Source organism: Bacillus toyonensis BCT-7112, from assembly GCF_000496285.1.
GTDB classification, from domain to species: domain Bacteria; phylum Bacillota; class Bacilli; order Bacillales; family Bacillaceae_G; genus Bacillus_A; species Bacillus_A toyonensis.
In genome coordinates this window covers 995,099-1,008,104 of sequence record NC_022781.1, presented here as the reverse complement: position 1 = coordinate 1,008,104, position 13,006 = coordinate 995,099, and the positions used below count along the sequence as shown (strand labels likewise).

General features: G+C 36.6%; 10 protein-coding genes. All 10 read left to right on the top strand.

Translation table 11 applies throughout. The features are described from left to right. Nucleotides 1-197 precede the first annotated feature (197 nt). On the top strand, nt 198-1,763 hold the full coding sequence (gene rny / locus BTOYO_RS05070; RefSeq protein ID WP_000204713.1) for a ribonuclease Y: 1,566 nt from the start codon (nt 198-200) through the stop codon (nt 1,761-1,763). Nucleotides 1,764-1,910: 147 nt separating this feature from the next. Then, a complete protein-coding gene (locus BTOYO_RS05065) occupies nt 1,911-2,705 on the top strand; it encodes a TIGR00282 family metallophosphoesterase (protein ID WP_001221099.1) in 795 nt (264 codons plus the stop codon). 149 nt (nt 2,706-2,854) lie between these two features. Then, complete coding sequence (gene spoVS / locus BTOYO_RS05060; protein WP_000404341.1) at nt 2,855-3,115, top strand: stage V sporulation protein SpoVS; 261 nt, start codon at nt 2,855-2,857, stop codon at nt 3,113-3,115. 58 nt (nt 3,116-3,173) lie between these two features. After that, on the top strand, nt 3,174-4,097 hold the full coding sequence (locus BTOYO_RS05055) for a dipeptidase (protein ID WP_000688026.1): 924 nt from the start codon (nt 3,174-3,176) through the stop codon (nt 4,095-4,097). 227 nt (nt 4,098-4,324) lie between these two features. Continuing rightward, complete coding sequence (locus tag BTOYO_RS05050) at nt 4,325-6,082, top strand: 2-oxoacid:acceptor oxidoreductase subunit alpha (RefSeq protein WP_000625411.1); 1,758 nt, start codon at nt 4,325-4,327, stop codon at nt 6,080-6,082. Then, nucleotides 6,069-6,935, top strand: a complete 867-nt coding sequence (locus BTOYO_RS05045) for a 2-oxoacid:ferredoxin oxidoreductase subunit beta (RefSeq protein WP_000190161.1) — start codon at nt 6,069-6,071, stop codon at nt 6,933-6,935. Before BTOYO_RS05050 ends, BTOYO_RS05045 begins: the two co-directional genes overlap by 14 nt. A 431-nt stretch (nt 6,936-7,366) precedes the next feature. Then, nucleotides 7,367-8,896, top strand: coding sequence for a tRNA (N6-isopentenyl adenosine(37)-C2)-methylthiotransferase MiaB (gene miaB / locus BTOYO_RS05040; RefSeq protein WP_001005380.1), 1,530 nt, complete (start codon nt 7,367-7,369; stop codon nt 8,894-8,896). A gap of 3 nt (nt 8,897-8,899) precedes the next feature. After that, on the top strand, nt 8,900-9,331 hold the full coding sequence (locus BTOYO_RS05035) for a YlbF/YmcA family competence regulator (RefSeq protein WP_000870465.1): 432 nt from the start codon (nt 8,900-8,902) through the stop codon (nt 9,329-9,331). A 126-nt stretch (nt 9,332-9,457) separates the two neighbouring features. Further along, on the top strand, nt 9,458-10,000 hold the full coding sequence (gene cotE / locus BTOYO_RS05030; RefSeq protein ID WP_001288802.1) for an outer spore coat protein CotE: 543 nt from the start codon (nt 9,458-9,460) through the stop codon (nt 9,998-10,000). A 326-nt stretch (nt 10,001-10,326) separates the two neighbouring features. Beyond that, a complete protein-coding gene (gene mutS, locus BTOYO_RS05025; protein ID WP_000195987.1) occupies nt 10,327-12,999 on the top strand; it encodes a DNA mismatch repair protein MutS in 2,673 nt (890 codons plus the stop codon). The last annotated feature ends 7 nt before the right edge of the window (nt 13,000-13,006 follow it).

Below are 13,006 nucleotides of genomic sequence, written 5' to 3'. Positions count from 1 at the left end.
TATACGATATACTCTTCTCAAGAAGAGAAGTAATATTCGGAGTAAGGTTTAAATCTTGCCGAAATAATAATATGACATTTTAATTGTGAAATGAAGAAAGTCCCTTAAAAAAGCGGGACGACGGTCTTTGCTGTATGTTGTAATTCAATGTACATGCCGACAGTCTTTTTTCATTCATAGCAAGGGGAGGTGAAATCATGACGAGTACATTTTGGATACTCATCTCCATTTTGCTTGCAACAGCAGTCGGTGCAGTTGTTGGCTTTTTTGTTCGAAAGTCTATTGCTGAAGCGAAGATTAATGGTGCAGCTAATGAAGCGAGACGTATTTTAGACGAAGCGAATCGTGATGCAGAAGCACTTAAGAAAGAAGCGCTTTTAGAAGCAAAGGATGAAATTCATACACTTCGTACAGAAGCTGAATTAGAAATTCGTGACCGTAGAAGCGAATTACAAAAACAAGAAAATCGTTTAATGCAAAAAGAAGAGAACCTTGATCGTAAAGACGAAACGCTCGATAAGCGCGAGCAACAGTTAGAGAAGAAAGAGGATTCTCTTGTAGCGAAACAACAACAGATTGAAGAGTTGGAAAGCAAAGTGGGAGAGTTAGTTCAAAAGCAACAAACAGAATTAGAGCGCATTTCCAATCTGACACGCGAACAAGCGAAAGCAATTATTCTTGGTAAAGTGGAAAGTGAAGTTTCTCATGAAATTGCCGTTATGGTAAAAGAAAGTGAAATTCGCGCGAAAGAAGAAGCGGATAAGAAAGCAAAAGAGATTTTATCTCTTGCAATGCAAAGATGTGCAGCTGATCATGTTGCTGAAACAACCGTTTCGGTTGTAAATCTTCCAAATGACGAAATGAAGGGACGTATTATCGGGCGTGAAGGTCGTAATATTCGTACGTTAGAAACGTTAACGGGTATTGACTTAATTATCGATGATACACCAGAGGCGGTAATCCTTTCTGGATTCGACCCAATTCGTCGTGAAACAGCTCGTATCGCTCTTGATAAACTAGTACAGGACGGACGTATTCACCCAGCGCGTATTGAAGAGATGGTCGAAAAATCAAGACGTGAAGTGGACGAGTATATTCGCGAAGTCGGAGAGCAAACAACGTTTGAAGTGGGTGTTCACGGATTACATCCAGATTTAATTAAGATTTTAGGTCGTTTGAAATACCGTACAAGTTACGGACAAAACGTCTTAAAACACTCTATGGAAGTTGCATATTTAACTGGACTTATGGCAGCAGAGCTTGGTGAGGATGAAAAACTAGCAAGACGTGCAGGTCTATTACATGATATCGGGAAAGCTATTGATCATGAAGTAGAAGGTAGTCACGTTGAAATTGGTGTTGAACTCGCGACGAAATATAAAGAGCATCCTGTAGTTATAAACAGTATTGCATCTCACCATGGTGACACAGAACCAACTTCTATCATTGCAGTTTTAGTTGCAGCAGCAGATGCATTATCAGCTGCAAGACCGGGAGCTCGTAGTGAAACGCTTGAAAACTACATTCGTCGTCTTGAAAAGTTAGAAGAGATTTCAGAGTCTTATGAAGGCGTTGAAAAATCATTCGCAATTCAAGCAGGACGTGAAGTTCGTATTCTGGTAAAACCAGATACAATCGATGACTTAGAAGCTCATCGTTTAGCTCGTGATATTCGAAAACGTATTGAAAATGAACTGGATTACCCAGGACATATTAAAGTAACTGTTATTCGTGAAACACGTGCAGTGGAATACGCAAAATAAAGTGGTGAAACACCACTTTATTTTTTTGTGTTGGAATTGGATAAAATAAAGAAAATCAAGTGAAACAAACTTATAATAAATTTGTTGTAAGGAAATTGCTTGAAGTTATAGTAATAAAAAATGTAGTACATAGAAAGGGTAAGACATATGAGAATATTATTTGTTGGGGATGTAGTAGGATCTCCTGGTAGAAGTATGATTCAACAATACGTACCGGCGTTAAAGAAAAAATATACACCTACAGTAACAATCATTAATGGAGAAAACGCAGCAGGTGGGCGTGGTATTACAGAAAAAATTTATCGAAACTTTTTAGAGTGCGGCGCACAAGCGGTTACACTTGGAAACCATGCTTGGGATAATCGTGAGGTATTTGAATTTATTGATGATGCAAAATATCTTGCAAGACCAGCTAACTTCCCAGAAGGAACACCGGGAAAAGGTCTTATATTTGTGAATTGTAATGGAACAGAAGTTGCAGTTATTAACTTACAAGGGCGTACGTTCCTTCCTCCGATTGATTGTCCATTTCGAAAAGTGGATGAATTAATTAACATTGCGAAAAAACGTACGAATATTATCTTTGTTGATTTTCATGCGGAAACTACAAGTGAAAAACAAGCGCTAGGTTGGTATGTAGATGGTCGTGCTACAGCGGTAGTAGGTACACATACTCATGTTCCTACAGCAGATAATCGTATTTTACCAAGCGGAACAGCATACATTACAGATGTTGGTATGACAGGCCCGTATGACGGAATTTTAGGTATGGATAGAGAAGCGGTCTTGAAGAAGTTTTTAACAAACTTACCGGTAAGATTTGAAGTGACGAATGGTAGAACACAATTAAGTGCAGTGCTAATTGATGTGGATCCGAATACAGGAAAAGCAAAGAAAATTGAGCGCATTTTAATTAATGACGATCAACCATTTTTTGAGTAAATCTCCGTAAAGATTTAGATAAGTTATTATATTTTAATTTTTTAGAAAAATTACGAAAATTTAGCAGGAATACGCGCCATTCCTCGTGAATATAAGTTAAAGTGATATAATTGCTAATACTTTTTAAAGAAACGAGGAGGAAACGCGGAATGGAAATATTAAAAGTTAAAGCAACGTCGGTCCCTAATTCTGTAGCTGGTGCACTTGCAGGTGTTATTCGCGAACGCGGAACAGCAGAAATTCAAGCTATTGGTGCAGGTGCATTGAACCAAGCGGTAAAGGCAGTAGCAATTGCAAGAGGGTTTGTAGCGCCTAGTGGTTTGGACCTGATTTGTATCCCAGCGTTTACAGATATTATGATTGATGGGGAAGAGCGTACAGCAATAAAATTAATTGTAGAACCTCGTTAAGTTTAAACAACCTGTTTGCAGTATGCAAACAGGTTATTTTTATAGTGGAGGAATGAAAATGAAAATTTTTGATGCTCATTGTGATGTACTCTTACAGTTATGGATTGCAAAGGGGAAAAAGAATTTTAAAAATGATTCACAATTACATATTACATTTGAACAATTAAAGAAAAGAAAAGGAAGTATACAATGTTTTGCTATATATGTGCCAGAAACAGTAGCATATGAAAAACGTTTTGAAGCGGCATTACAAATGATAGATATTTTTTATAATGAAATTTTATCGCTACCAGGTGTGAAGTTGATCCGAACGAAAGCTGATATAAGTATGTTAAAACAGGACGAGATTGGAGCTCTTTTAACATTAGAAGGATGCGAAGCAATTGGAAAAGAAGCGATGAAATTACGTTTGTTTTATCAATTAGGTTTACGTTCCTTTGGATTAACATGGAACTATGCGAATTTGTTAGCTGATGGGGCGCTAGAGACACGTGGAGCAGGCTTAACTACTTTCGGTAGACAAGTTGTACAAGAACTTAATACGTTGCATTTATGGACCGATCTGTCCCATTTAAATGAGAGAAGTTTTTGGGATGTGGTAGAAATTGCAAATAATCCTATTGCATCTCACTCAAATTGCTATAAACTGTGTGACCATCCACGTAATTTAAATGAGGAACAAATTCAATTCCTTATAAAGCGAAATGGCATGATTGGTGTCACTTTTGTACCTCAGTTTCTTACAAATGAAAAACAAGCGAATATTACAGATATAATAAAACATATCGATTATATTTGTTCGCTAGGTGGAGAAAACAACATAGGGTTTGGTTCAGATTTTGATGGGATTTTAGAAACAGTTGCAAATGTATCGGTGTATGAAGATTATGAAAATGTAATTAATGAACTATATAAACACTATGCTGCATCAACTGTAGAACGATTTTTGTATGATAACTTTGTTGAACATATAAGTTTTTAAGTGTTTTGTTTTAAAAATTCAGAAAAATTAAAATAAATTCAATTGATATTATTGCTTTTTTTAGGACCTAATACTAGAATGAAAAACGAAATAGCTTTATACTTAAGATTCAGGGAAATCAGAAGAGGCATAATTTGCGTCCGTTGTAGTTTATTTGCATAAAAAATGCTAAACTAATACTGTAAAAAAATACACTACAATGAATGCAGCCAAAAGGGGTGTAGGAGATGATTAGTCAACTTTCATGGAAAGTTGGAGGCCAACAAGGTGAAGGAATTGAAAGTACAGGGGAAATCTTCTGTATAGCATTAAACCGATTAGGATATTACCTATACGGTTACCGCCACTTCTCATCACGTATAAAAGGCGGCCATACAAATAATAAAATTCGCGTAAGTACAACAGAAGTACGTGCGATCTCAGATGACTTAGATATTTTAATTGCTTTTGATCAAGAAACAATTGATTTTAACTTCCACGAACTACGTCCAGGCGGAATTGTCGTTGCGGATGCGAAATTTAATCCAACAATACCTGACAATACAGATGTAAATTTATATGTGATACCGTTTACAGATATTGCTTCAGAATTAGGCACATCATTAATGAAAAACATGGTTGCTGTTGGAGCATCAAGTGCGGTATTAGGTTTAGACGAAACAGCTTATTTGGATGTTGTTGAAGAAATCTTTGGTCGTAAAGGAGAGCAAGTCGTTCAAAAGAATATGGACGCAATTAAACGCGGCTCTCAATATATGAAAGAATTGCTAGGTGAGAAAGTTAACATGATGCAGCTTGAAAAAGCTGATGGTAAGAAACGCATGTTTATGATTGGAAACGATGCAATCGCATTTGGTGCGGTAGCTGGTGGCGCTCGTTTTATGTCAGCATATCCAATCACACCTGCATCTGAAATTATGGAATACTTAATTAAAAAATTGCCTAAAGTCGGCGGAACAGTAATCCAAACTGAGGATGAAATCGCAGCTTGTACAATGGCAATTGGCGCAAACTATGCTGGTGTTCGTACATTAACAGCATCTGCAGGGCCTGGTCTTTCTTTAATGATGGAAGCGATTGGGTTAGCAGGTATTACAGAAACACCGCTAGTAATTGTTGATACGCAACGTGGTGGTCCAAGTACGGGGTTACCAACGAAACAAGAGCAGTCTGATTTAATGGCGATGATTTACGGTACGCATGGTGAAATTCCAAAAATCGTAATGGCGCCAAGTACAGCGGAAGAAGCTTTCTATGATATTGTAGAAGCGTTTAACTTAGCTGAAGAATATCAAGTGCCTGTTATTTTCTTAACGGATTTACAGCTTTCTTTAGGTAAACAAACTGTAGAACCGCTTACGTTAGATAAAGTGGAAATTCGTCGCGGTAAGCTGGATTTAGAAGCAGAATTACCAGAACGTGAAAATAAAGCATACTTCAAGCGTTATGAAGTAACAGAAGATGGCGTTTCACCACGTGTTTTACCTGGTATGAAAAATGGTATTCACCATGTTACAGGTGTAGAACATGATGAAACTGGTAAACCATCTGAATCGGCAATAAACCGTAAAGATCAAATGGACAAACGTTTCCGTAAAATGGAGAACTTGAAGTTTAATACCCCTGTTTATAAAAATGTTAAGCATGAGGAAGCAGATGTATTGCTTGTTGGATTTAACTCAACTCGTGGTGCGATCGAAGAGGCAATGGAGCGTTTAGAACAAGAGGGTATGAAAGTAAACCATGCTCAAATCCGTTTAATTCACCCGTTCCCGAAAGCTGAAATCGATCCACTTGTGAAAAATGCAAAACGTGTTGTAGTTGTAGAAAACAACGCGACTGGTCAGCTTGCTAACATTATGAAAATGAATCTTGGTAGTGGTGAGAAAATTTCTAGTCTTTTAAAATATGATGGAAACCCATTCTTGCCAAAAGAGATTTACAACGAATGCAAAAAAGGGGTTGTATTAAATGGCAACATTTAAGGACTTTCGTAACAGTGTAAAACCAAACTGGTGCCCAGGTTGCGGAGACTTTTCGGTGCAAGCTGCAATTCAGCGTGCGGCAGCTAACGTTGGCTTAAATCCAGATGAACTTGCTGTTGTTTCTGGTATTGGTTGTTCAGGTCGTATATCAGGTTATATTAATTCATATGGTGTGCATAGTATTCATGGACGTGCCCTTCCGATTGCACAAGGTGTGAAAATGGCAAATCGTGATTTAACAGTTATCGCATCAGGTGGTGACGGTGATGGATTTGCGATTGGTATGGGACATACAATCCATTCTATTCGTAGAAACATTGACATTACGTATATAGTAATGGATAACCAAATTTACGGATTAACAAAAGGCCAAACTTCACCACGTAGTGAAGCTGGATTTAAAACGAAAAGTACACCACAAGGTTCGATTGAACCATCATTAAATGTTATGGAAATGGCATTAACAGCTGGTGCAACATTTGTGGCGCAAAGCTTTTCAAGTGATTTAAAAGAATTAACGCAAATTATTGAAGCTGGTATTAACCATAAAGGGTTCTCATTAATTAATGTATTTAGTCCATGTGTTACTTATAATAAAGTAAATACGTACGATTGGTTCAAAGAGAACTTAACGAAACTAAGTACAGTAGAGGGATATGATCCATCTAATCGCATGATGGCTATGCAAACATTAATGGAAAATAACGGATTAGTAACAGGTTTAATTTATCAAAATACTGCGCAACCATCATATCAAGAACTTGTAAAAGGCTATAGTGAAAAGCCATTAGTACAAGCTGATTTAAATATGGATCAGAAAATGTTTGATGAGCTTGTTGCTGAATTTATGTAACGATTAAAAGGTTGCCATTTGGCAACCTTTTTTTACTGAATAAAAAATATAGGATAGCTTTGTTTACTTAGAAAATTCAGAATGGTAAAATAATATAAGGATCGTTGTATGGAAATGGCAAGTTCATTGCTTATGAAATGTAAGATAAGGCAGGTCCTATTCCTTGTCAAAATTGGCTAAACGCTTCATACTATGGTAATGTGTATAGGGATAAAGCAATATGCTTTTGGGTAGTACAAGATGAAATAATAAAAAGGGAATGTCTATTTGTGTGGGGAAGACTTCATTCTTACGGATGATTAGATCGATTACTCAAGTTTCAAAGGACAAGTTATCTCTCAATCAAGCTATCTAACCATTTTTAAGGTGGGTCTAAGCGCATTAAAATAGACTACAGAGTGTGTATAGTTAAGGGTGAAAGGAGATTACCGATGAACGAGCAACAACGATTAGCAAGTCAACAAGCAAATTCCTCTACGAAAAAAGAAGAGAAAGATTATAGCAAATACTTTGAAAGCGTATATCAACCACCTTCCTTAAAAGATGCCAAAAAGCGTGGAAAAGAAGAAGTTAAAATTGAACGGGATTTTGGCTTACCTGAAGAGTTTCGTAATTTTGGTGCAGGAAGAAAGTTTTATATTCGTACATATGGGTGTCAAATGAATGAGCATGATACGGAAGTAATGGCAGGTATTTTCACAACACTTGGATATGAACCGACATTTTCAACTGAAGATGCAGATGTAGTTTTATTAAACACTTGTGCAATTCGTGAAAACGCTGAAAATAAAGTGTTTGGTGAACTTGGTCATTTAAAATCATTAAAACGTAGAAATCCGGACCTTTTAATTGGTGTATGTGGTTGTATGTCTCAAGAGGAATCTGTTGTAAATAAAATCATGCAAAAAAATCAGCATGTAGATATGGTATTTGGCACGCATAATATTCATAGATTACCGTACATTCTAAAAGATGCAATGTTCTCGAAGGAGACGGTAGTTGAAGTTTGGTCAAAAGAAGGAGACGTAATTGAAAACCTTCCGAAAGTACGTCGTGGCGATATTAAAGCTTGGGTAAATATTATGTATGGCTGTGATAAATTCTGTACATATTGTATTGTACCGTATACACGCGGAAAAGAGCGAAGCAGGCGTCCAGAAGATATTATTCAAGAGATTCGTCATTTAGCTGCGAATGGTTATAAAGAAATTACGCTACTTGGACAGAACGTAAATGCATATGGTAAAGACTTTGAAGATTTAGAATACGGTCTTGGCGATTTAATGGACGAACTTCGTAAAGTTGATATTGCCCGTATTCGTTTTACAACGAGTCATCCACGTGATTTCGATGACCACTTAATTGAAGTGCTTGGAAAAGGTGGAAATCTAGTGGAACATATTCACTTACCAGTTCAATCTGGAAGCACAGATATGTTGAAAATTATGGCACGTAAATATTCACGTGAACATTATTTAGAACTTGTAAGAAAAATTAAAGAAACAATTCCAAGCGCAGTATTAACAACTGATATTATCGTCGGTTTCCCAAATGAAACAGATGAGCAATTTGAAGAAACGATGTCGTTATATCGTGAAGTAGGATTTGATACTGCATTTACATTTATTTATTCCCCGCGAGAAGGTACACCAGCTGCAAAAATGAAAGATAATGTGCCTATGGAAGTAAAGAAAGAACGATTACAACGATTAAACACACTCGTAAATGGGTTGGCAGTTGAAAAGAATAATCGTTATAAAGGTCAAGTTGTAGAAGTGTTAGTTGATGGGGAAAGTAAAAATAATCCGGAAGTACTTGCAGGTTATACTCGTACGAATAAACTTGTAAACTTCGTCGCTTCAAAATCTTTAATTGGTCAGCTTGTGAAAGTAAAAATAACGGAAGCAAAAACTTGGTCTCTTAACGGGGAATTAGTTGAGGAACCGATTGAGGTGAAATAATAGATGAAAGTATATACGAAAGACGAAATTGTAGAGCAAGCGAAAGAATTAGCGAAAATGATTTCTGAAACAGAAGAAGTTGATTTTTTTAAGAAAGCAGAGGCGCAAATTCATAAAAATGAAAATGTAAAGCACGCAATTGATGAAATTAAAGCATTGCAAAAACAAGCAGTTAACTTGCAACATTACGGGAAGTGGGAAGCTTTGAAAAAAGTAGAAGCTGAAATTGACGCACTTCAAGATAAGTTAGACAATATTCCAGTTGTGCAGGAGTTTAAATCTTCACAAACATATGTAAATGACTTACTACAGTTAGTTGCGAGTACCATTTCTAATAATGTTACAGATGAAATATTAGTTTCAACTGGCGGCGATGTACTTAAGGGTGAAACTGGTGCGGCGGTAGAAAGTAAAAAAGGAAATTGTGGTTGTTAAAGAGATGTCATATTGACATCTCTTTTTTTTAGTGGATTAAACGTAAGTTCTTCTCAAAAAAAGAATGACACATTCCGCTATTGTCACGCATATGATTAAGTGAATAGTGATTGAGGAGGGTTACGAATGTCCGAATTTAGAGAGATTATTACAAAAGCAGTGGTTGGAAAAGGACGTAAGTATACAAAGTCAACGCATACATGTGAATCGAATAATGAGCCAACAAGTATTTTAGGGTGCTGGGTAATTAACCACTCGTACGAAGCGAGAAAGAATGGAAAACATGTAGAAATTGAAGGTTTCTATGATGTGAACACTTGGTATTCGTTTGATGGCAATACAAAGACTGAAGTTGTAACAGAACGTGTGAACTACACTGACGAAGTAAGCATTGGTTATCGTGATAAGAACTTCTCTGGTGACGATTTAGAAATTATTGCTCGTGTCATTCAACCGCCAAATTGTTTAGAAGCTCTTGTATCGCCAAATGGGAATAAAATTGTTGTAACTGTAGAACGTGAATTTGTAACAGAAGTAGTTGGGGAAACAAAAATTTGTGTAAGTGTAAATCCTGAAGGTTGTGTAGAATCAGATGAGGATTTCCAAGTCGATGATGATGAGTTTGAAGAATTAGATCCGAACTTTATCGTTGACGCAGAAGAAGAGTAATAGAAAGCTAGGGAGAAGTTCTTCCTAGCTTTTTACTTTACATAAGTGGTGCTGAATGAACATGAATCTTTATGAAATATGTTATAATGAAGAAAGACTCCTGAAATAGGAGAGATGGATGTCCGTGAAGTGTGACATATATAAAGTTCAACTAATAATCAGTGGGGGGCATCCCCACTGATTATTAGTTGAACCAATCGGGCTTTTACGGGCAGTTGATCTCCCACCTAACTTCTTTGTTCCAGCCGATTTTTGAGGTGGGAATCTTACTGCCCGTTAATGCGGGATGAATATAGATTATTATGTAAAAATTATGGAGGAAAGACATGACGCAATATACGCCTATGATACAGCAATACTTAAAGGTTAAGGCAGACTATGAAGATGCCTTTTTATTTTTCCGATTAGGTGATTTTTATGAAATGTTCTTTGAAGATGCGGTTAAAGCAGCTCATGAACTTGAAATTACATTAACGAGCCGAGATGGTGGTAGTAGTGATCGTATACCGATGTGCGGTGTACCGCATCATGCAGCTAAAAATTATATTGAACAACTTGTTGAAAAAGGATATAAAGTAGCTGTTTGTGAGCAAGTGGAAGATCCAAAAACAGCTAAAGGTGTAGTACGTCGTGAAGTAGTACAACTAATTACGCCAGGAACGATGATGGAAGGGCGTACAATAGACGAGAAAGAGAATAACTTTTTAGCAGCATTAACACATTTCGAAGATGGATCTTATGCGCTAGCTTGTAATGACTTAACGACTGGACAAAATACAGTGACGTTGTTAACAGGTTCAGTAGAAGATATTTTATTAGAGGTGTATGCAACTGGTTCGAAAGAAATTGTTGTAGATTCTACATTTTCAAAAGATGAATTAAATAAATTGACTGAAACATTAAAAATGACGATTTCGTATGAAGATGCAACAACGATTCCGGAAGGGTTAGAACATCTTGTGAAAAATGTTTCACAAGCAAAGTTACTTAAAGCGATTGGACGCTTATTTAACTATGTGATAAGAACACAAAAACGTTCATTAGATCATTTGCAACCAGTAGAAATTTATTATACAAATCAATTTATGAAAATTGATGTGCACTCAAAACGTAATTTAGAGTTAACTGAGACTCTTCGTACGAAAGAAAAAACAGGCTCACTATTATGGCTATTAGATAAAACGAAAACAGCTATGGGTGGCCGTATGTTAAAACAGTGGATGGAACGTCCGCTTATTCAGAAAGAGAAAGTGGAAGAACGTTTAGAAATGGTAGAAACATTTGTAAATGATTACTTCTTACGTGAAGATTTAAAAGAAAAGCTAAAAGAAGTATATGATTTAGAGCGTTTAGCAGGGAAAGTTGCATTTGGTAATGTAAATGCACGGGACTTATTACAGTTAAGACGTTCTTTACTTCAAGTACCAGCTATTTTAGAAGCGATTAGTCTTTTAGATAATGCTTATGCAGCAAGGTTAATTCAAGGTGCGGATCCATGTGAGAGCTTAACTGAATTACTAGGAAGAAGTATTCAGGAAAACCCACCACTTTCTATTAAAGATGGAGATATTATTAAAGACGGTTATAATGACAAGCTTGATCAATATCGTTACGTGAGCAAAAATGGGAAAACGTGGATCGCGGAGCTTGAAAAACGAGAGCGTGATATTACAGGGGTTAAATCATTAAAAATTGGATACAACCGTATTTTCGGCTACTACATTGAAGTGACGAAGGCGAATCTTGCAGCGCTTCCAGAAGGGCGCTATGAGCGAAAACAGACGCTTGCTAATGCTGAGCGTTTCATTACAGATGAACTGAAAGAAAAAGAAACGTTAATTTTAGAAGCAGAAGAGAAAATTGTACAACTGGAATATGATTTATTTACAGCACTTCGTGAAGAAGTAAAAGTATTCATTCCGAAATTACAACATTTAGCGAAAGTAATTAGTGAATTAGATGTACTACAAAGCTTTGCGACTGTAAGTGAAGAAGAGCAGTTTGTAAAACCCGTGCTAACAACGAAGCGTGAAATCTTTATTAAAGATGGTCGCCATCCTGTCGTTGAAAAAGTATTGAACGGGAAATTGTATGTACCAAATGATTGTATTATGCCAGAGAAGATGGATGTCTTTTTAATTACAGGACCGAACATGTCTGGTAAAAGTACGTATATGAGACAATTAGCACTTGTTACTGTTATGTCACAAATTGGTTGTTTCGTACCAGCGACAGAAGCGGTATTACCTGTATTCGATCAAATCTTTACGAGAATTGGTGCAGCGGATGATTTAATTTCAGGTCAAAGTACATTTATGGTTGAAATGTTAGAAGCGAAAAATGCGATTGCAAATGCGTCAGAAAGAAGTTTAATTTTATTTGATGAAATTGGACGCGGTACATCAACGTATGATGGTATGGCGCTTGCACAAGCAATCATTGAACATATTCATGACCAAATTGGTGCAAAAACATTATTCTCTACGCATTATCATGAATTAACGGTGCTAGAAGAAAGTTTAGATCAACTGAAAAATGTACATGTTTCAGCTATTGAAGAGAATGGAAAAGTAGTCTTCCTTCATAAAATTCAAGATGGAGCAGCCGATAAAAGTTACGGAATTCACGTTGCGCAACTTGCTGAGCTTCCAGATAGCTTAATCGCTCGTGCAAAAGAAGTGTTAGCGCAACTAGAAGGACAAGAAGAAATTATTATTCCAAAGCGTGTAGAAGTAAAGGTGCAAGAAGTTGTTCCAGAACCTGTAGTTGTAAAAGAAGAACCGGCAGAAATACAAGAAAAGAAAGAAGAGACTGAAGAAGAGTCACAACTATCTTTCTTTGGAGGAGACCAATCTTCAAAAAAACAAGACAAGCCTGTGCTTGATCAAAAAGAAAGCGCAGTACTTGCACAAATTAAAAAAATTGATTTACTAGATATGACGCCTTTAGAAGCGATGAACGAACTGTATCGCTTACAGAAAAAGTTAAAGAAAGGATGAGTAAGTA